General features: G+C 72.5%; 18 protein-coding genes, 1 pseudogene and 1 riboswitch. Of the genes and pseudogenes, 5 read left to right on the top strand and 14 right to left on the bottom strand.

Features of this window, described 5'->3' with window-relative positions:
* The first annotated feature begins 31 nt into the window (after window positions 1–31).
* Entirely contained in the window at window positions 32–259 is a 228-nt protein-coding gene (locus tag BGP03_RS30420) for an antitoxin (protein WP_296367530.1), read from the top strand.
* Between the two features lie 219 nt (window positions 260–478).
* On the opposite strand, the pseudogene BGP03_RS30415 reads toward BGP03_RS30420, so the two are convergent.
* Both BGP03_RS30415 and BGP03_RS30410 read right to left on the bottom strand, forming a co-directional pair.
* A pseudogene (locus tag BGP03_RS30415) lies at window positions 479–685 on the bottom strand (haloacid dehalogenase); the annotation flags it as partial.
* A gap of 20 nt (window positions 686–705) precedes the next feature.
* On the bottom strand, window positions 706–1,104 hold the full coding sequence (locus BGP03_RS30410) for a MarR family transcriptional regulator (protein ID WP_298796815.1): 399 nt from the start codon (window positions 1,102–1,104) through the stop codon (window positions 706–708).
* Window positions 1,105–1,189: 85 nt separating this feature from the next.
* Between BGP03_RS30410 and BGP03_RS30405 the strand changes: the two genes are divergently transcribed.
* A complete protein-coding gene (locus BGP03_RS30405; protein WP_298796812.1) occupies window positions 1,190–1,675 on the top strand; it encodes an Rv3235 family protein in 486 nt (161 codons plus the stop codon).
* A gap of 21 nt (window positions 1,676–1,696) precedes the next feature.
* On the opposite strand, the gene secA is transcribed toward BGP03_RS30405, so the two are convergent.
* The 6 genes from secA to mtrA all read right to left on the bottom strand — a co-directional run bounded on the left by secA (window position 1,697) and on the right by mtrA (window position 10,935).
* Window positions 1,697–4,600 (bottom strand): preprotein translocase subunit SecA, encoded by a 2,904-nt coding sequence (gene secA, locus BGP03_RS30395; protein ID WP_363094763.1) that lies wholly within the window; start codon window positions 4,598–4,600, stop codon window positions 1,697–1,699.
* A 165-nt stretch (window positions 4,601–4,765) separates the two neighbouring features.
* On the bottom strand, window positions 4,766–5,377 hold the full coding sequence (gene raiA / locus BGP03_RS30390) for a ribosome-associated translation inhibitor RaiA (RefSeq protein WP_296367521.1): 612 nt from the start codon (window positions 5,375–5,377) through the stop codon (window positions 4,766–4,768).
* A gap of 232 nt (window positions 5,378–5,609) precedes the next feature.
* Entirely contained in the window at window positions 5,610–6,269 is a 660-nt protein-coding gene (locus tag BGP03_RS30385; RefSeq protein WP_298796810.1) for a ComF family protein, read from the bottom strand.
* 454 nt (window positions 6,270–6,723) lie between these two features.
* Window positions 6,724–8,478 (bottom strand): LpqB family beta-propeller domain-containing protein, encoded by a 1,755-nt coding sequence (locus BGP03_RS30380; RefSeq protein WP_296367517.1) that lies wholly within the window; start codon window positions 8,476–8,478, stop codon window positions 6,724–6,726.
* Complete coding sequence (gene mtrB / locus BGP03_RS30375; RefSeq protein ID WP_298796808.1) at window positions 8,475–10,256, bottom strand: MtrAB system histidine kinase MtrB; 1,782 nt, start codon at window positions 10,254–10,256, stop codon at window positions 8,475–8,477. Before mtrB ends, BGP03_RS30380 begins: the two co-directional genes overlap by 4 nt.
* A gap of 1 nt (window position 10,257) precedes the next feature.
* Complete coding sequence (gene mtrA / locus BGP03_RS30370; RefSeq protein WP_296367513.1) at window positions 10,258–10,935, bottom strand: MtrAB system response regulator MtrA; 678 nt, start codon at window positions 10,933–10,935, stop codon at window positions 10,258–10,260.
* 220 nt (window positions 10,936–11,155) lie between these two features.
* Here mtrA and BGP03_RS30365 point away from each other — a divergent pair, with 220 nt between their 5' ends.
* A complete protein-coding gene (locus tag BGP03_RS30365; RefSeq protein ID WP_296367511.1) occupies window positions 11,156–11,386 on the top strand; it encodes a type II toxin-antitoxin system VapC family toxin in 231 nt (76 codons plus the stop codon).
* Here the strand turns inward: BGP03_RS30365 and BGP03_RS30360 are convergent.
* The 4 genes from BGP03_RS30360 to BGP03_RS30345 form a co-directional block, all read right to left on the bottom strand.
* The gene (locus BGP03_RS30360; RefSeq protein WP_296367509.1) at window positions 11,371–12,003 is read right to left on the bottom strand and encodes a dTMP kinase; all 633 of its coding nucleotides are present in this window, start codon (window positions 12,001–12,003) and stop codon (window positions 11,371–11,373) included. The genes BGP03_RS30365 and BGP03_RS30360 overlap by 16 nt on opposite strands.
* Window positions 12,004–12,021: 18 nt before the next feature.
* The gene (locus tag BGP03_RS30355) at window positions 12,022–12,489 is read right to left on the bottom strand and encodes an NUDIX domain-containing protein (protein WP_296367507.1); all 468 of its coding nucleotides are present in this window, start codon (window positions 12,487–12,489) and stop codon (window positions 12,022–12,024) included.
* A 273-nt stretch (window positions 12,490–12,762) separates the two neighbouring features.
* Window positions 12,763–14,262: an adenosylhomocysteinase gene (gene ahcY, locus BGP03_RS30350; protein WP_296367505.1), complete on the bottom strand. Its 1,500-nt coding sequence runs from the start codon at window positions 14,260–14,262 to the stop codon at window positions 12,763–12,765.
* Between the two features lie 84 nt (window positions 14,263–14,346).
* A riboswitch (S-adenosyl-L-homocysteine riboswitch) is annotated at window positions 14,347–14,426 on the bottom strand.
* Between the two features lie 297 nt (window positions 14,427–14,723).
* On the bottom strand, window positions 14,724–16,013 hold the full coding sequence (locus BGP03_RS30345; protein ID WP_296367504.1) for a glutamate mutase L: 1,290 nt from the start codon (window positions 16,011–16,013) through the stop codon (window positions 14,724–14,726).
* Window positions 16,014–16,131: 118 nt separating this feature from the next.
* Here BGP03_RS30345 and BGP03_RS30340 point away from each other — a divergent pair, with 118 nt between their 5' ends.
* Both BGP03_RS30340 and BGP03_RS30335 read left to right on the top strand, forming a co-directional pair.
* Window positions 16,132–17,772 (top strand): long-chain fatty acid--CoA ligase, encoded by a 1,641-nt coding sequence (locus tag BGP03_RS30340; protein ID WP_298796804.1) that lies wholly within the window; start codon window positions 16,132–16,134, stop codon window positions 17,770–17,772.
* Window positions 17,773–17,989: 217 nt separating this feature from the next.
* Window positions 17,990–18,583 carry a dihydrofolate reductase family protein gene (locus BGP03_RS30335; protein ID WP_298796802.1) on the top strand — a complete coding sequence of 198 codons (594 nt, stop codon included), beginning with the start codon at window positions 17,990–17,992 and terminating at the stop codon, window positions 18,581–18,583.
* Here the strand turns inward: BGP03_RS30335 and BGP03_RS30330 are convergent.
* Together BGP03_RS30330 and BGP03_RS36125 are read right to left on the bottom strand one after the other, a co-directional pair.
* Window positions 18,573–19,790, bottom strand: a complete 1,218-nt coding sequence (locus tag BGP03_RS30330; protein WP_298796800.1) for a cytochrome P450 — start codon at window positions 19,788–19,790, stop codon at window positions 18,573–18,575. The two genes, BGP03_RS30335 and BGP03_RS30330, sit on opposite strands and share 11 nt — an antisense overlap.
* 71 nt (window positions 19,791–19,861) lie before the next feature.
* Window positions 19,862–19,993 (bottom strand): helix-turn-helix domain-containing protein (locus tag BGP03_RS36125; RefSeq protein WP_363094775.1); only part of this gene is annotated, 132 nt, incomplete at its 5' end.

Below are 19,993 nucleotides of genomic sequence, written 5' to 3'. Positions count from 1 at the left end.
ATCAGGGCTAGGGGCGGGCCAAGGTGCAGGCATGAGTTTCCTCGACAAGGCCAAAGACCTCCTGAACCAGAACGACGACAAGGTGGACCAGGCCCTCGACAAGGCCGGCGACATGGCCAAGCAGAAGTTCGCGGGTCACGACGGGCAGATCGACGCAATCGTGGACCAGGCGCAGCAGCGCACCGGAGCCGGCGACACCACGCAGGCCCCGCCGCCCGCCGCACCGCCCGCCGAGGGTCAGCCGCCCACGCAGCCCTGATCCACACCGACCGACCGGAGGGGCCACGGGCGAACAGCCCGTGGCCCCTCCGTCCTGTTCCCCGTCATGTCGCCGGCAGGTCCAGCAGGATCTCCACCTCGGCGACGGTCGTGTCGAGGTCGTCCCGGTGCAGGACGCCGACGGCCCCCGCCGCACGGGCCCGCGGACGTTGCGGGCCAGGTCGTCCACCACCACGCACTCCCGCACGTCGACGCCCAGCAGCCCGGCCACCCGTCGGAACACCTCGGGATCGGGCTTGCGCGCCCCGAGTGCCCCGGCGAGCACCACCACGTCGAACGCCGTGGCGCAGTCGTCCGGCACGGCGTGGGCGTCCGACACGAGCGCGGTGGGCACTCCCTGCGCCCGGGCGCGGCGCACCAGGTCCAGGGCCTGTGGCCCGTCGGTGATCACGCCGCCGTAGTCCATCACCAGGGCCCGCAGCACGGTCATCCCTCCTCCAGCACGGCGAGCAGGTACTCACGGACCATCGGCGGCATGAGGGGCGTCCGCGCCCGCACGGCCAGCTCCACGGCCTCCGCCGCCACCGCGATCCGCTCCCGGCCGCGCGCGGTGATCGAGAGCCGCACCACCCGGCGGTCGGACGGGTCGCGCTCCCGGGTCAGGTCGCCCGAGCCGGCCAGCGCGTCGACCACCGGCGTGAGCGTGGCCGGGGTGATCCCGAGCCGGGCCGCCAGCTCGCGGTGCGACGTGCCCCCGTTCCCGCGCGAGAGCTCGTCGAGCACCCCCATCGCCGTGGACGTCAGGCCGTGCTCGGCGGCCGCCTGCTGGTGGGCCCGACCGGCGGCCTGGCCCGCGCGGACCAGCAGCACGTGGTCGGCCGGCATCCGCATACCGTACGTCACCATACGGTTCGGTGCCGTACGAATCGGTCGGGCCGTGCGGACCGCCGGCCGCGCGCAGGCTTCCCCCATGACGAGCGCCCTCCTCGAACGCCGGTCCCTCCCGGCCCCGACCACGGTCGAACGCGCGCGGCCACGGCTGCGCAGGATGCGGTACGAGCCGGAGTCCGGGGCGACGTCCGATCCGGTGCGCGCCCGCACGGAGACCGGCCCCGTCGACGACGGCCGGGTCGACGTCGATCCCGAGGCGATCCGCCGCGCCCTGCACGGGCCCTTGCGGCTGGCCATGGAGGTGCTCGACGGACGGCGCCCACCGGCACACCTGCGCCGGCACTTCGCTCCCTGCGCGATGCGCTACTGGCAGGTGGCCGCCGGCCAACGGCGGTTCCGCGCCCCGGCCCGGCTGCTGCGGGTGCTGCTCTGCCTGCCCCGGACGGGCGCGGCGGAGGTCAGCGCGGTGTGCGAGATCGACGGACGGGTGCGGGCCCTGGCCGCCCGCTTCGAGCAGCCCGGCGCCGGAGGGCCGTGGCGGTGCACGGCCGTCCGGCTCGGCTAGGACACGCCCCCGGAGGGTGCGTCAGGGGCGGGCGGCGGTGGGCGAGCCGTGGCACTGCTTGTACTTGCGGCCGGAGCCGCACGGGCACGGCCGGTTGCGCGAGGGCTGGCCCGCGACGTCCCCACCTGCGCCGTTGCCGCCGCGCGCGCCGTTGCCGGCCGGCTTGCGCCGTACCGCATTCCCGTCCTCGGTGGGCCCGCTGTAGCTCAGGTCGGCCCGGTTGGCGCCCCGGTAGGCCGCGGGCAGCACGCTCGTGGTCTCCGGGTCCGCGGCCTCGACGGCGTGCCGACCGGCGGCGGGGGGTGCCTCCACCGCGGCGGCGGGCTCGATCGCGGTCGGCGCCGACTCCACCGCCTCCGCGGCCGCCTGCTCGGCGGCCGCCTGCTCGGGGGCGGGCTGCTCCGCGGCCTGCACCACCACGTTGAACAGGTGGCCGACCGTCTCCTCCTTGATGCCCTCGAGCATCGCCGAGAACATGTCGAAGCCCTCGCGCTGGTACTCGATCAGAGGGTCGCGCTGAGCCATGGCGCGCAGGCCGATGCCCTCCTTGAGGTAGTCCATCTCGTAGAGGTGCTCGCGCCACTTGCGGTCCATGACCTGCAGCAGCACCTGACGCTCCAGCTCCCGCATGCCGCCCTGGGCGCCGATGATCTCGTCGATCTGGGCCTCGCGGCGCGCGTAGGCCGCCCTGGCGTCCTCGAGCACGGCCGCGCCCAGCGCGTCGCGCGAGAGGTCGCCGATGTCTCCGGAATCGCTGCCGTCGGCGTCACCCGCGAGGTCCTGCCAGCGGATGCCGACGGGGTAGATCGTGCGCAGCGCCGTCCACAGCTTATCGAGATCCCAGTCCTCGGCGTAGCCCTCGGCCGTCTCACCGTTGACGTAGGCCTTCACGACGTCCTCGAGCATGTGCTCGATCTGCTCCTGGATGTTCTCGCCCGCGAGCACGCGGCGCCGCTCGTCGTAGATGACGGTGCGCTGCTTGTTGAGCACCTCGTCGTACTTGAGCACGTTCTTGCGGATCTCGAAGTTCTGCTGCTCCACCTGCGTCTGCGCGCTGCGGATGGCCTTGGTGACCATGCCCGCCTCGATCGGCACGTCGTCGGGCAGGTTGAACCGGTTCATGATCGACTCGACCATCTGGCCGTTGAACCGGCGCATGAGCTCGTCGCCCAGCGAGAGGTAGAACCGGGACTCGCCCTGGTCGCCCTGGCGGCCGGAGCGGCCGCGCAGCTGGTTGTCGATGCGCCGCGACTCGTGGCGCTCGGTGCCCAGCACGTAGAGCCCGCCGGCCGCCTTGACCTCCTCGGCCTCGGCGGCCACCTGGTTCTTCATCGAGGCGACGGTGTCGTCCCAGGCCGCCTCGTACTCCTCACGGGTGTCCACGGGGTCGAGGCCGCGGCGGCGCAGCTCCAGGTCGGCGAGGAACTCGTAGTTGCCGCCCAGCACGATGTCGGTGCCGCGGCCGGCCATGTTGGTGGCGACCGTGACGGCGCCGGCGTGCCCGGCCTGCGCGACGATCGCGGCCTCGCGCTCGTGCTGCTTCGCGTTGAGCACCTCGTGGGGCACCTGCAGCTGCACCAGCAGCTTCGCCAGGTACTCCGACTTCTCCACGCTCGTGGTGCCGACCAGCACCGGCTGGCCCTTCGCGTGCTTCTCGGCGATGTCGGCCGCGACGGCGGCGAACTTCGCCTCCTCCGTCTTGTAGATCAGATCGGGCTGGTCGGCCCGGATCATCGGCCGGTTGGTGGGGATCGGGACGACGCCCAGCTTGTAGATCTGGTGCAGCTCGGCCGCCTCGGTCTGGGCGGTACCGGTCATCCCCGAGAGCTTGTCGTAGAGCCGGAAGTAGTTCTGCAGGGTGATGGTGGCCAAGGTCTGGTTCTCCGCCTGGACCTCCACCCCCTCCTTGGCCTCGATGGCCTGGTGCATGCCCTCGTTGTAGCGACGACCGGCCAGCACCCGGCCGGTGAACTCGTCGACGATGTAGACCTGCCCGTCGCGGACGATGTAGTCCTTGTCGTTCTTGAACAGCTCCTTCGCCTTGAGGGCGTTGTTCAGGTAGCCGACGAGGGGGGTGTTGGCGGCCTCGTAGAGGTTGTCGATGCCGAGCTGGTCCTCCACGAGGGAGACGCCCTCCTCGGTGACGCCGACGGTGCGCTTGCGCTCGTCCACCTCGTAGTGGATGTCCTTCTTGAGCATCGGCGCCATGCGCGCGAACTCCTGGTACCAGCGGGCGCTCTGCTCGGCCGGGCCGGAGATGATCAGCGGCGTGCGGGCCTCGTCGATGAGGATGGAGTCGGCCTCGTCGACCACGGCGAAGTTGTGGCCGCGCTGCACCATGTCGGCCTTGTTCCAGGCCATGTTGTCGCGCAGGTAGTCGAAGCCGAACTCGTTGTTCGTGCCGTAGGTGATGTCGGCGAGGTACTGGCCGCGGCGGATCAGCGGCGTCATGTCGGAGAGGATCACGCCGACCGACAGGCCGAGGAACCGGTGGATGCGGCCCATGTTCTCGGAGTCGCGCTTGGCCAGGTAGTCGTTGGTGGTGACGAGGTGCACGCCGTCGCCGGAGATGGCGTTGAGGTACGCCGGCAGCACCGAGGTGAGCGTCTTGCCCTCACCGGTCTTCATCTCCGCGATGTTGCCCAGGTGCAGGGCGGCGCCGCCCATGAGCTGCACCTTGAAGTGGCGCTGGCCGATGGTGCGCACCGCGGCCTCGCGGACCACCGCGAACGCCTCGGGCAGCAGCTCGTCGAGGCTCTCGCCGTCGGCGTAGCGCTTGCGGAACTCGTCGGTCTTGTCGCGCAGCTCGGCATCGGTGAGGGCCTGGACGTCGGGCTCGAGCGTGTCGATGTGCTCGGCGATACGTCCCAGCCGCTTCACCAGCTTCGTCTCACCGGCACGGAGCAGACGGTTCAGGAGCGGCACTGGTCGACCTCATTCACGATCGCGGTCAGGATGCGGAGCTCCACAGGACGGTGCTCCACCGGCCCAGGGTAGCGAAGTACCCCGGGCCCTCCCCCACAACGCCGAAAGGGCGGCAACCGTTCCGGTCGGAACGGCCACCGCCCGTCCGGGTCGGAGGAGGAACTACTAGCGCACGAGCTGGATCACGCCGTAGTCGTAGCCCTTGCGCCGGTAGACGACGCTGGGTTCTCCGGTGTCGGCGTCGGAGAAGAGGTAGAAGTCGTGGCCGACGAGCTCCATGCGCGACAGGGCGTCGTCCACGCTCATCGGGTCGGCCGTGTGGGTCTTGTGCCGGACGATCTTGCCCGGGATCTGGTCGCCAGGTGGGATGTTCTCGTCGTGCACCCGGGGGCCGGGGATGTCGACGAGCGTCTCCAGGTCCTCGAGCACCGCGGTGCCGCCGCCCCGTCCGACCGTGACGCGGGTGCGCCTGCCGGTGATCCGCCGACGGTCGTGCGAGCGTCGCAGGCGGGACTCGAGCTTGGCCACGGCGCAGTCGAGCGCCGCGTAGAAGTCCTGGGCGCAGGCCTCGGCCCGGGCCACTCCCTGACAGCCGCGGCCGGTGATCTCCACCCGCTGACAGCTCTTGCTCTGGCGCCGGTTGGGCTCGTGGAAGAGCTCCACCTCCATACCGACGATCTTGTGGTCGTAGCGTTCCAGACGGGCGACCTTGTCGGCGATGTGTTCCCGGAAATGCTCCGGAACCTCGACGTTACGGCCGGTGACAACGATCTCCACGCAGACTTCCCTCGCTTTCGGCGTCGGGTTGGCGTTGCAGACTGCACCCGGGACATCCGAACCCGGGCACTCGATCGGTGGTTCCTCCACATAGGGGCCTCGGCGGATGCGGACGACCGTAACCTGCATCACGGTTGTACAACAGACCTCTGCGCCGAGTGGCTCTACCTGGGTGGATGCGTCGAACGACATTCCCCGGACGTCCGCGGGCCACTACGATTCCACGCTGATTTCATGATCGGATGTGACCGCCCGTGGCGTCGCAGAGCACCAGGGCGACGTCCGCGGCCACCCCTGCCCCGTTCAGCGCAGCCCGGCACGCACGGAGCGTGGCGCCGGTGGTGACCACGTCGTCGACGAGCACGACGTACGCCCCCGGCGGCGGGAGCGCCGAGGGCCGCACGCGGAGCCGGCCCGCGAGGTTGGCCGCACGCTGCCCCGCGTCGAGGCCCACCGAGTCGCGGGCCCGACGGGTGAGCCGTAGCGCCGCGGCGACCCGGACGTCGCCGCGGCCCGCGGCCAGCGTGCGGCAGAGCCGGGCCACGTGGTCGCCCCCGCGGGCACGCGCGGCCGACGACCGGGAGGGGGCCGGCACGAGCCACGTGACCCCCCCGCCCGTCAGCTCGTCGAGCGCGGGGCTCAGGACCTCGGCCAGCGGCCCGGCAAGGTCCCGGCGACCGCGTTCCTTGTAGCGCAGCAGCGCCGACCGGAGCGGGCCGGTGTAGCGCCCGGCCGCCACCACCTCGGGCCCGCCCGGGAGCCACGGCACCGACGGCGGACCGAGCCACCCCGCGCACCGGCCGCACCAGGGGGCCTCCGGCGCCCCGCACCCCGCGCAGTCGGCGGGCAGCACGAGGTCCACCAGCGCCGCACCCATCTCCCGCACCCGCATGCCCCGACCCTGCCGCAGCGCACCGACACCCGTCAGGAGTTGTCCACAGCCCCCGGGTCTGTCCCCACCCCACCCGCGAGTCGGCGCATTCCCGTGCGCGAGTCGGCGGTTCCCCGTGCGCGAGTCGGCAGTTCCAGGCGCGCGAGTCGGCGGTTCCCCGTGCGCGAGTCGGCAGTTCCAGGCGCGCGAGTCGGCAGTTCTCCGTGCGCGAGTCGGCGCTTTTCCGTGCGCGAGTCGGCATCTCTCCACGCAGCCAGGCCTCGGGCAGCGGGCTATCCCCCGGCCCGGTCCGGCCACGGGCGGTGTGCGGCCCAAGCATCCGAAACCGCGGCTCACCCACCCGATGCGGGCGACTCGCACACCCGAAACGGGCGACTCGCGCACCGCAAAGTGCCGACTCGCGCACGGGAATGCGCCGACTCGCGGACGGGGAATCGCCGACTCGCCGGAGGGGTCAGCCGGGGTAGTTGGGGACCGCGTTGGGGGCGCCACCCAGGACCTGGCGCCACGCGCCCTGGTCGCCCCCGCCGAAGCTCCACACACCACCCTGGTCGGTGACCAGCGTCGGGCGGCTGGGCGCCGCGGCCACGGCCGTCAGCGGCGGGGTCAGGTTGCTGCCCGGCACGGTCGTGACCGTGAGCCCGTCCACGGAGACCTCGCTGACCTGCGGATCGGTGCCGCCGGTGATGGCCACGATCGACTCGGTGGAGCGCCAGTCGGCCGCCACCACCTGGCCGAGGTCGGCCGGGCGCAGCCGCCGCACGTTGCGGACGGCGACCTCGCCGTCGATGCCGCGGGCCACCGCCGCGGTATAGAGCCCGCCCCCGACCACGGCCGCCACCCGAACGCCGTCGCGGGACAGCCGCAGGTCGCTGATCGGGCCCAGCGAGGTGAGCTCGTCGGCGTTGACCTGCCCGGTGCGGGTCTGGCCCTGGTCGGAGACCGTGACGCGGGCGACGACCGACGAGTTCAGCACGGTCCACACCTCGCTGCCCGTGGGGGTCCAGGAGGGGCGGGTCATCGTCTTCGCCGTCAGCGCGACCGGGGTGACGCCGCGGTCGGGGCCACCGCCGACCAGCAGCGTGCGCCCGTCCCCGGTGCGCGTGACGACCGCGAGCCGCTGCCCGTCGACGGTGGAGGCGGCCGACTCCGCGTTGTAGGTGCCGTTGCCGACCGGCCCGGGCAGCGGGGCGGCGGGCGCCAGCCCGATGAGCTCCTCGACCCGGCCCCCGGCCACGACGAGCGCGGGCACGTCGGCGCCCGGCTGGACGTCGGCGGACAGGTCGGCGACGTCGTCGCGGGTCCAGTCGGTCTTGCCGGGCAGGAGCGGCTCGCCGTCCACCAGCAGGCGGACGCGGGCGACGTTGACCTCGGCCAACGACAGCACGATCTGGGCGGCGAGCAGGCGCCGATCGGCCTCGTTGAGGTCGGGCAGGCGCGTCAGGTCGACGACGAGCGCGCCGTCGGCGCTGACGGCCACGTTGGACCGCAGCGGGACCGACTTGTCGATCTGGCTGCCGACCGCCCCGACCAGCGCCGACGACGGGCCGGCCTGCAGCAGCTCGATCACGCGCGCCGCCTGTGCCCGGGCCGGCACGGTCGGCACGTAGCGCAGGTCGGGCACGACCAGGCGGCGCACCGGGTCGACGAACCAGGTGCGCACGGCCCGGTAGCTGTCCCGGAAGGTCACCAGCGGGACGACGACGCCGTCGGGCAGCCGCGAGATGCGCCACTGGCCGTCGCGGCGCACGACGTCGACGTCGAGGGTGAACGTGGCCTGGGCCGGCTCGAACGATCCCGCCGAGTTCACGCGGCCGATCATCGTGCCGCGGATCCGGATGGTCGTGGTGTCGGCCGCAGCGTCCTGGGTGCCCTGGCCGGGGCCGGAACGCGGAGCGGGGACGGTGTCGAGCTGGCCGTCGAGGACGGTGATGCCGGCGGCGTCGTTCCACCCCGCGGCCTCCGGGGCCAGGAACCGGCGGGCGGCGCCGTGCTTGTCGGTGCTGCTGCCCGACGCGCTGACGAACTCGCGCACGAGGTCGAGCGGGTTGAGGCCCTCGGTGGGCCCCTGCGGGGGCGCCGCGTCGTCGCCCGCGCTGACCTGCCGGAGGATCTGCACCGGCGAGCTGGACGGCACGCTCGCACAGCCCGCGACCCCCGCGAGGACCAGCAGCAGGGCCAGGACGACGGAGACACGACGGGCCCTCACCGGATGTCCCCGGAGGGCACGCCGACGTCGTCGGGCAGGACCGGCTGGTCGTCGAGGTCGTCGAGGTCGTCGAGGTCGTCGACGTCGTCGCCCTCGGACCACGACGGGATCTCGGCGACGACGGGCCAGCTCGGCGGCGTCGGCACGGAGCCGACGGCCTCCGGGGCGCGCACGTCGGCGCCGGGCCGGTCGTCAGGGCCGAGCGGGATGGGGCTGGAGGTCACGGTGTCGCCCGCGGTGCGGGGCAGCGTGAGCCGGAACGCCGCGCCCCGGCCGATCTCGCCCCAGGCCTGCAGCCAGCCGCCGTGCAGCCGGGCGTCCTCGATGGCGATCGACAGCCCGAGCCCGGTGCCCCCGCTGCGCCGGGCGCGCGACTCCTCGGCCCGCCAGAACCGGTTGAACACCAGCCCGGCCTCACCGGGGCGCAGGCCGACGCCCTGGTCGCGGACCAGCACGGCGACCGTGTCGTCGTCGGCGGCGAGGGTGATCCGCACCGGGCGTCCCTCGCCGTGGTCGAGCGCGTTGGCCACGAGGTTGCGGACGATCCGCTCGACCCGCCGGGGGTCGACGTCGGCGTAGACGCCCGCGGGCAGCTCCAGCTCGAGCGGGGTGGCGGACTCGTCGGCCAGCCCGCGCACGGCCTCGACCGCCCGCGAGACGACGCCCTGCATGTCGACGCGCTCGGCGCCCAGCTCCGCGACGCCGGCGTCGAGGCGGCTGATCTCCAGCAGGTCGGCCAGCAGCGCCTCGAACCGGTCGAGCTCGGTGACCAGCAGCTCGGAGCTGCGGCGCAGCGCGGGCAGCAGCTCGTCGCGCGACGCGTAGAGGACGTCGGCGGCCATCCGCACCGTGGTGAGCGGGGTGCGCAGCTCGTGGCTGACGTCGGAGGTGAAGCGCCGCTGCAGCGCCCCGAACTCCTCCAGCTGCCGGATCTGGCTCTGGATGCTGCCGGCCATCTCGTTGTACGACTCGCCCAGCCGCGCGACCTCGTCCTCGCCCTGCTCGGGCATCCGTTCGTCGAGGTGGCCGTCGGCGAAGCGCTCGGCGATCTCCGCGGCCTGCCGGATCGGGCGCACCACCTGCCGGGTGATGAGGCTCGCGATGCCCGCGAGGAGCAGCAGCAGGATGAGCCCGCCGACGATCAGCGTGCTCTGGACCAGGCCGAGCGTGCGCTGCTCGGAGTCGAGCGGGAACAGCAGGTAGAACGCCAGGTCACCGTTGGCCGTGCGGACCGGCTGGCCGATCATCATCGTCGGGATCTCGACGCCCTGCTCCTCGATCGTGCTGTAGCGCAGGGCCCGCGCCCCCTCGGCCACGGACTGCCGCAGGTCGGCCGGCACGTACTCCAGGGGGCCGACGAAGTCGCTGGTGCCGTCGGAGGTGCTCGTGAGCACGGCACGGAACTTGCCCGCGGTGGGCGAGCCCGACGCGTCGTCGGCGCCGGCGTTGGTGAGCTGGTCGAGCGCGTTGTTGAGCTCGCCCTTCGCCTTCTCGCGGCTCGGGTCGACGCTGGCGAGCTCGCGTTCGAGCAGCGCGGTGCCCGAGTCGATCTGGCGCTGGGCGTCGTCGAGCTTGGCCGCGAGGATGTTGCCCGCGATCTGGGTCTGGATCACGAACCCGAGTACGAGCACGACCGCGGTGGACAGCGCCAGCGTCGAGAACACCACCCGCAGCTGCAACGACCGGCGCCAGACCGCGTTGAACGCCTCGGCGAGGTCCTCGCCGACGACGCGGGCCTGGGCCAGGGTCCGCCGTGCGCGGTCACCGATGCGGCTCATCTCAGGGTGGACCGGCCTTGTACCCGACGCCGCGGACGGTCAGCACGACCTCGGGGTGCTCCGGGTCGCGCTCCACCTTCGACCGCAGGCGCTGGACGTGCACGTTGACGAGGCGCGTGTCGGCCGCGTGGCGGTAGCCCCACACCTGCTCGAGCAGCACCTCCCGAGTGAACACCTGGCGCGGCTTGCGGGCCAGGGCCACGAGCAGGTCGAACTCCAGCGGTGTGAGCGCGATCTGCTCGCCGGCGCGCACGACCTGGTGGGCGGGCACGTCGATGGTGACGTCGCCGATGGACAGCTGCTCGGCCGGCTCGGTCTCCGTGCGCCGCACCCGCGCCCGGATGCGGGCGACGAGCTCCTTGGGCTTGAACGGCTTGACGACGTAGTCGTCGGCGCCGGACTCCAGGCCCAGCACGATGTCCACCGTGTCGGTCTTGGCCGTGAGCATGACGATGGGCACGCCCGACTCCGAGCGGATGGCCCGGCAGACGTCGATGCCGTTCATGCCGGGGAGCATCAGGTCGAGCAGCACGACGTCGGGCCGCAGCTCCCGGACGGCGGGCAGGGCCCGCGTGCCGTCGCCGACGACGGCGGTGTCGAAGCCCTCGCCCCGCAGCACGATGGTGAGCATCTCGGCCAGGGCCGGGTCGTCGTCGACCACCAGAACGCGCGACTTCATCCGCAGAGCATCCCATTGGCTGGTCAGCACCCGCCTGCGACCCGTGTTTCCGCGACCTGCGCCAGGATTGCATGCACCCTCGGTGCCCTTCGGACATGGCCGAGACCGTCCCGATCAGAGACCTCGGCCACGCGACGTACGAGGTGCTGAGGCAGCGGGCAGCAGCCGAAGATCTCTCGCTCACCCGTGGAGGCGGCGTGCCTGGCGAGGCCTGTTACCGGTGGCCGAGCGAGCCCAGGCCGTCCATGACATCGGACAGACCCCGATCTCGCGAACGGCCCACCGGCCGCTGCTGTCCCGGGTGTGGGAGCTCCGCGACTCGATCACCGCGTTCGACGCCTCCTGCATCGCGCTCGCCGAGCAGCCCGACGTCCCCCTCCTCACCTGCGACGCCCGCCTCGGCCGCGCACGCGGCCACGACGCCGAGGTGATCGTCTACCCGAGGAGCTGAGTCGCCAGCGCCTTCGCGTCGAGCGGGGCGGAGCCGTCGAGCACCGTCCACGGGCTCAGCCAGGCCCGCTCCGCGAGCTGGGCGTACACCGCGCCCGTGCGCTCCTGCAGGCCGCCGTCGGACTCGTAGGCGTCGCGCTCCCGGCCCGTCTCCGTCCGCTCGCGGTGCGCGGCCCGCTCCGCGGCGACGGCCCGCGGCACCGACAGGTACAGCTGGTGGTCGGGCACCGGGATCCCGAACCGTTCGATCTCCAGCTCGCGCACCCAGCCGACCACCGCCCCGTCGACGTCCTGGTGCAGCCGCGCGGCGTTGTAGGCGGCGTTGGAGGCGACGTAGCGGTCGACGAGCACCACGTCGTGCGCGGCCAGCGCCTCGCGCAGCACGGGCGCCGCGGCCCGGCGGTCGAGAGCGAAGAGCACGGCCATGCCGTGCACGGAGTCGGCCAGATCGCCGAGCCGGCCGTAGAGCGCGTCGCGGGCGAGCTCGGCGTGCACGTCGTCGTCGTAGCGGGGGAAGGCGAAGCGCGCGACGCGCGCCCCGAACTGGCTGCTCAGCGCGTCCGTGAGCGTGCGCTTGCCCGCGCCGTCGAGTCCTTCGATGACGATCAGTCGGCCCACCGGGGAGATGATGCCCGATCAGCCCCGGCCCCTCCGCGCGGCCGCGCTGACCTGCTCCCAGCTCGCCGCGAACCCCGGGTGCAGCGGCAGCTCGTGCAGGGCGTCAGCGCCGACCCACCGCACGGCGATGGTCTCGGCGGTGAGCCCCTCCAGCTCCGGCGCCGTGTCGGTGCAGGCGATCACGGTGGTGTAGCTCCAGCCGCCGTGGTCGTCGACGAAGCGGTCGGTGACGGTGTAGCTCGCGGGGTCCAGTCCCGCCTCCTCGCCGGCCTCGCGACCGGCGGCCTGCTCGGCCGTCTCGCCGTGGTTGCGGGCGCCGCCGAGGATGCCCCAGGTGCCGCCGTGGTGGCTCCAGAGCGCACGGTGCTGCAGCAGGACGCGGTCGCCGTGCCAGAGCAGCAGGCCCGCCGCTCCGTAGATGCCCCAGTGCTTGTGGCCCTGGTCGCACCGGGTCCAGCCGTCGCCGTCACCAGGGGGATGGAGCACCCGGCCAGCGTAAACCGCGACGGGGTGATCTACAGGGTCCGCTCGGGTAAGCAGCTGCCGACTTGGGGGCCGCCATGCGCCGTGTCGTGGTCGTCGGGCCCGCGGGCGTCCCGGCAGACGGGGTTCTCCGGCGGCAGATCCGCGAGGACCTCACCGAGGGGCTGAGGTACCGGGGCAGCACGCTCGCCGCATCGACGATCCATGAGCCCTCCCGGGACGACCCTGCCCCCGCCCCGGACGACCGGGACGGGGGCAGGAGCTCGGGCGGGGTGCTCAGTAGCGGTAGTGCTCCGGCTTGAACGGGCCCTCGACGTCCACGCCGATGTACTCGGCCTGGTCCTTGGTGAGCTTGGTCAGCTCGCCGCCCAGCGCCAGAACGTGGATCTTGGCGACCTTCTCGTCCAGGTGCTTGGGGAGACGGTAGACGTCGTTGTTGTACTCCTCGTGCTTGGTGAACAGCTCCACCTGCGCGATGACCTGGTTCGCGAAGCTGTTGCTCATCACGAACGACGGGTGGCCCGTCGCGTTGCCGAGGTTCATCAGGCGACCCTCGGACAGCAGGATGATCGAGTGCCCGTCCGGGAACACCCACTCGTCCACCTGCGGCTTGATGTTGATCTTGATGATGCCGGGGATCCGACCCAGGCCCGCGACGTCGATCTCGTTGTCGAAGTGACCGACGTTGGCGACGATCGCCTGGTGCTTCATCTTCGACATCGCCTCGGTGGTGATGATGTCCTTGTTGCCCGTGGTGGTGACGATGATGTCGGCCTTGTCGATGGTCGACTCCAGCGTGGCCACCTGGAAGCCCTGCAGCAGCGCCTGGAGCGCGCAGATCGGGTCCACCTCGGACACGATCACGCGGGCGCCCTGGCCGGCCAGCGCGGCCGCCGAGCCCTTGCCCACGTCACCGAAGCCGCAGACGAGCGCGACCTTGCCGCCGATGAGGACGTCGGTGGCGCGGTTGAGGCCGTCGACGAGCGAGTGGCGGATGCCGTAGACGTTGTCGAACTTGCTCTTGGTGACCGAGTCGTTGACGTTGATCGCCGGGAACAGCAGCTCACCGCGCTCCGCCAGCTGGTAGAGCCGGTGGACGCCGGTGGTGGTCTCCTCGGTGACGCCGCGGATGTCGGAGGCGACCGTGGTCCAGCGCTGGGGGTCGTCGGCCAGCGAGCGGCGCAGGGTGTCCAGGATGACGCGGTACTCGTGCGACACCGTCAGGTCGTCGTCCTCGACGGTCGGCACGACGCCGGTCTTCTCGTACTCGACGCCCTTGTGGATCAGCAGGGTGGCGTCACCGCCGTCGTCGAGGATCATGTTCGGGCCCACGAGGGCGCCGTTGGAGTCGTGGAACAGGAACAGCTGCTCCGTGCACCACCAGTACTCCTCCAGCGTCTCGCCCTTCCAGGCGAACACCGGGACGCCCTTGGGCTCCTCGGGGGTGCCGGAGCCGACGACGATCGCGGCGGCGGCGTGGTCCTGCGTGGAGAAGATGTTGCAGCTGACCCAGCGGACCTCGGCACCCAGGCTGACCAGGGTCTCGATGAGCACCGCGGTCTGGATCGTCATGTGCAGCGAGCCGACGATGCGGGCGCCGTGCAGCGGCCGGGCCTCCGCGTACTCGCGGCGCAGCTCCATGAGGCCGGGCATCTCGTGCTCGGCGAGGCGGATCTCCTTGCGGCCGAACTCGTGCAGCGAGAGGTCGGCGACGGCGAAGTCGATGCCGTTGATGTTCTGCAGCCGGCTCTGGCCGGGCGCGGTGGTGGCGGTCATGGGGTGGTAGAGCCTCCTGTTAGTGAGCTGACGCCCCAGCACGGGAGACCGCGGAAGGTGTTCACGGGTGGCGGCCTCCTCACGTGGGTGAGGGCGCCCTTCTGCAACGGCCAGTGGTCGAGCGTGGCGGACCTGATCGGCCCGTCGCAGCGCCCCTCGACCCCGGTTACGCGATTGCCCCACCATGGTCCCCAGTCCGGCCGTGGGCTGTCAAACGAGCGAGCCGTGTGATCACCGGCGAATGACGCGGCTCACATCCGCGACGCGGACGGGGGTCCGTCGCGTCCGGATGAGGCCCCGATCCCGGTCGCACCGGCGACGACCACCCCGACGCCGTGACCCGGCCTACTGCCGTGATCACGGCGCCGTGGTCGTCAGTGGATCTTCCGCGACGACCTTCCCGCCTTGATCACCCGTTCGGAGGCCGGGGCGGTGGGAGGACTGCGGTGCGGGCGGTGCGCTCAGCCCAGGAGGTGGTCGCGCAGCAGGGCCTCCGCCGCCGCGCTGCGGCCGTGGGCGGCGAGCAGTCCGGCCGGGGCCACCGTGAAGTCGGTGTCCACCACCACCCGCACGCCGTCGAGCAGGGCGGCGAGCTCGGGGTCGGTGCGCAGGGTGGACTCCACGGCGGCCAGGCCACCGTGCGGGTCGCGCCGCCGGAACACCCCGCCGGAGAGCACGACCATGCCCACGTCGTGGGCGGCGTCGGCGTGCACCCGCACGTGGCGGCGCACGGCGATCACGGCGGCGAGGGCCGCGATGCGCCGGTCCTCGGCGGCGCTGCCGGGGTCGCGCGGCACGTAGCCGACCTCCCCGGCCATGCGCGCCACGGTGGGGCCGAGCAGATCGGCCTCCACCGGGTCGACCACGCCCTCGGCCTGCGCCTCGACGAGCACGCCGCCCGCGGCGGCCCGCACCCCGAGATCGCCCTCGACGGTGCGCGCGCCGATCTCACCGACGGCGGAGTGGACGTCGGTGGTGGCGCACCCGACGTCGACGAGCAGGACGCGGCCGCCGCAGATGCGGGCGAGCTCGGTGGCGCCGTGGCCCACCGCGTCGGAGGTGGCCACCCGGACGAGGCGGCGGAACCGCGGTGCCGCGGCGGGCGCCCGCCCGCCCACGGCGTGCCGGCGGTAGAGACGGCTGATGGCGGCCCGGGCCGCCTCGGGCACGATCACCCCGCGGCTGGGCAGGACGTTGTCGCAGGCCATCACCGTGCGGCCGGTGGCGCGCAGCAGCGCGGTGGCGTCGTCGCGGCCGGCCGAGTTGGCGGCCAGCACGATCGGGTAGCGGATGCGCGCGGCGGCGAGCCGGCCCGCGTTGTGCAGGAGGTCGGTGGGATCGTCGCCGTCGGCGCCGCCCACGAGCAGGACGACGGCGGGCCGGGCGCTGCGCAGCGTCCGGAGGTCGGGCGGCTCGAGCGGCCCGGCGTGCACGTGCACCACGTGAGCACCGGCCGAACAGGCGACGCGGTGCGCGGCCTCGGTGGTGATCAACCGCTCGGAGCCGACGACGGCGAGCCGCAGCCCCCCGCCCGCCGACGAGCACGCGAGCAGCTCCGGCTCCGCGTCGGGCCCCGCCGGGCCCGCGGCCCGGACCGCACGAACGGCCGCGTCCATCCCGGCGAGGACGTCGTCGATGGTGGTGGGGTGCTCGGCGAAGCCGCCCAGCGCGCCGTCGGCGTGCACGAGCACGGCCTTGGTCCAGGTCGAGCCCACGTCGAGGCACACCGCAGCGGCCTGTTCGGTGGACATGGCTGTCGACCCTATCCGTCTTTTGTGACGTCGGCGCGTGGTGAACGGGGGGCTCGTCCGGGTAGTTTTCGGATGCAAGTACCCGTGACACGTGCCACATCCCGCACAGGAGCGCCCGATGCTCGGACTCATGCAGGACCGTCCTCTCGCCCTGCCCCACGTCTTCCACCGCGCCGAGCAGTACTTCGGACACAAGAAGATCGTCACCGCGGAGGCCTCCGGCGAGACGACCACGACGATCGCGGACTGGACGGTCCGGGTCCGCCGCCTCGCCACCGTCCTCGACACGCTCGGGATCAGTGCCGACGGTCGTGTCGGCACCTTCTGCTGGAACACCGGCCGTCACCTGGAGCTCTACCTCGCGGCGCCGTGCACCGGCCGCGTGCTGCACACGTTGAACATCCGGCTGTTCCCCGAGCAGCTCGTCTACATCGCCAACCACGCCGAGGACGAGGTCGTCTTCGTCGACCGCTCGCTGATCCCGCTGCTCGCGCCGCTGGCCGACAAGCTGGACACCGTGCGGCACTACGTGGTGATCGACGACGGCGCCGACGTCGCGGTCCCCGACGGCTGGCTGGACTACGAGGAGCTGCTCGCCGCCGCCGAGCCGTTCGCGGGCCAGTTCGTCGTCGAGGACGAGAACACCGCGGCCGCCATGTGCTACACGTCCGGTACCACGGGCAACCCGAAGGGCGTGGTCTACAGCCACCGGTCCGCGGTCCTGCACTCGCTGATCACGCTGGTGGCCGACGGCAGCGCGCTGTCGGAGCGCGACGTGGTGCTGCCCGTCGTCCCGATGTTCCACGCCAACGCGTGGGGCCTGCCCTACGGCTGCCTGCTCGCCGGCACCGACATCGTCTTCCCGGGCCCGAACATGACGCCGAAGGCCATCGCCGGGCTGCTGGAGAGCCACAAGGTCACGGTCACCGGCGGCGTCCCCACCATCTGGATGGGCATGCTCCCGCTGCTCGCCGACCACGACCTGTCGTCGGTCCGCACGATCCTCTGCGGCGGCTCCGCGGTGCCGCGCTCGCTGTCGGAGAACTACCGCAAGGCCCTCGGCGTCCCCATGCTGCACGCCTGGGGCATGACCGAGACCAGCCCGATCGCCACCATCTCCACCCTCCGCACCCAGCACGACTCCCTCACCGAGGACGAGCGCGCCGACATCCGCGCCCGCCAGGGCCAGGCCGTGCCGCTCGTCGAGCTGCGCGTCGTCGATCCCGAGACCGGCGAGCCCCAGCCCTGGGACGACGTCGCGAGCGGCGAGATCCAGGCCGCGGGCCCGTGGATCGCGAAGGAGTACTACCGGGGCGAGGGCGGCGGCGCCCAGTTCACCGAGGACGGCTGGCTGCGCACCGGCGACGTCGCGTCGGTGGACCGCTACGGATTCGTCCGCCTCGTCGACCGCACGAAGGACCTGATCAAGTCCGGCGGCGAGTGGATCGGCTCGGTGGAGCTGGAGAACGAGATCATGGCGCACCCCAAGGTCGCCGAGGCCGCGGTGATCGCGATCCCGAGCGAGAAGTGGGTGGAGCGCCCGCTGGCGTGCGTGGTGGTGAAGCCCGGCGAGACCCTCACGCCCGAGGAGATCATCGAGTTCCTCACCCCGCGGGTGGCGAAGTGGTGGCTGCCCGACGCGGTGGAGTTCATCGACGAGGTGCCGAAGACCAGCGTCGGCAAGTTCTCGAAGAAGACCCTCCGCGAGAAGTTCGGCGGGTACCAGGTGGCCGGGCCGACGAGCCACGACCAGGCCTGATCGCTCAGCCGGTCCCGACCGGAGCGTCACGGCGGTGGCGGGAGCGGTCGCCGATCTCCACGGTCACGTGGGGATCGGCGACGAGGTTCCGGTAGCGGTGCGGACGAGCGGCTCCTTCGTCGGTGCGGCCGCCGAGGGTGTCGATTCCGCCGGTGGCCGTTCGTGTAGGGGGTGACCGGGTCGCAGCAGGGCGGCCCGCACACCCGAGGAGCAGGCGATGCGATCCGTCACGGCCACGATGTTCATGACCCTCGACGGGGTGGTGCAGGGCCTCGGCCGCCCCGACGAGGACACCCGCGGCGGCTTCACCCACGGCGGCTGGGGCGCCCGCTACAACGACGAGGTGATGAGCCGGGAGATGGCCGCCGGCATGGGCAGGCCCGGCGACATGCTCTTCGGGCGCACCACGTGGGAGGACTTCATCACCGCCTGGGGCGGCTCCACCGACGGCAACCCGTTCACCACGCACATGAACGCGGCCACGAAGTACGTCGTGTCGCGGACGCTGGAGGACGCCGACGCCTGGCAGAACTCACACCTGCTGCGGGGCGAGGCCACCGACACGGTGGCGGCACTGAAGACCGAGCCGGGCCACGACCTCTCGATCATCGGCAGCGCGTCGCTGGTGCGGAGCCTGCACGCCGCCGGCCTGATCGACGACTACGTGCTGCTGATCCACCCGCTGACCCTGGGCTGCGGCGCCCGGCTGTTCGACGACCCCGCCCCGCTGACCGAGTTCGATCTGGTCAGCAGCGTGCCGACCACCACGGGCGTGATCATCGCCCACTACCGGCGGGCCGTCACCAGCTGACGCGCAGCGACTCCAGCCCGCGGAAGAAGTAGCTCGCGATGTAGACGGGCTCGAAACCGTCGGCCAGGCGCATCCCGGGCAGGCGCTGCGTCAGGTGCTCCAGGGCCACCCGGATCTCGGCGCGGGCCATCGGCGCACCCGGGCAGACGTGCATCCCCCGGCCGAACGCCAGGTGGTCGCGGACGTTGGGGCGGTCCAGGTCGACGGCGTCGGGATCCGGGAACACCGCCTCGTCACGGTTGCCGGACCCGAACAGCAGGAGCAGCGGCGTGCCCGCGGGCAGGGACGTCCCGCTGAGCTCGGTGTCCCGGGTGGTGACGCGGAACAGGCCCCGGTGCGGGGCGTCACGGCGCAGGATCTCCTCGGTGGCCTTCGGGATCATCTTCACGGGATCGGCGAGCACCCGCTCCCGGATGGCCGGGTTCGCCAGCACGGCGTACACCGTGGCCGTGATCGCGTCGCGGGTGGTGTCGAAGCCGGCCACGCGGGCGGCCCCGCGCACGATGCACTGGGTGTAGTCGTCGGGGACACCGGGGAATCCGTTCGCGCCGTGGACCAGGTCCGAGAGCAGGTCCTCGCGCGGGTGCGCGCGCCGGTCGTCGATCAGGGCCTGCAGGTAGCGGGTGTAGGCCCCCATCCGCTCGGCCGCGGCCAGATGCTCCTCCACCGGCGCCAGGACGTTCCACAGCGTGTTCTGGTCGTCGGTCCAGATCTGGATCTGCTCGGCGTCCTCCGCGGGGAAGCCGATGATCGCGTTGATCACCGTCTGGACGAACGGGATCGCGTACCCGCCGACGAGGTCCGCGCCATCGGCGGGGAAGGCGTCGATCAACGCGTCGGCCGTCGCGTGCATCGTCGGCAGCATCGCCCGCACCCGGGCCCCGGTGAAGCCGGCGTCGAACACGCGGCGGACCGGCGTGTGCGCCGGCTCGTCCTCGTTGACGACCGCGTTCGTCTCCGGGACGTTGTTGCGGCGCAGCACCTCGACGACCTCGGGCGCGTTCGAGTAGATCTTCGGGACGGCCGCGGCCGAGGAGAACGTCGCGGGGTCGTCGATGACCGTCCGCAGGTCCTCGTACCGGGTGACCATGTAGGCGCCGAGCGTCGGGCTCATCTGCAGCGGGCGCGACCGCGCGTCCCGGTAGAACGGGTGCGGGTCCTCGCGGTGGGGCGAGACGAGCGGGTTGAAGTCGAAGCTCGTGGTCATGCCCCGACCGTAGGTATGACACAGGTCGCAGTCGATCCGCTCGACGCACCGGGGTGCTCCGATGTGCGCACTCAGGAACGGAGCGTCTCCGACGGCACGCAGCCGTAGCGCTCGCGGTAGGCCGCCGCGAACCGGCCGAGGTGGGTGAACCCCCAGTGCGACGCGATGTCGGCCACGGAACGGCGGGCGGGATCGGCGACCTG

The sequence above is a fragment of the Pseudonocardia sp. 73-21 genome (assembly GCF_001899645.1).
Taxonomy (GTDB): domain Bacteria; phylum Actinomycetota; class Actinomycetes; order Mycobacteriales; family Pseudonocardiaceae; genus Pseudonocardia.
This window is presented reverse-complemented; position numbering and strand designations above follow the sequence as displayed.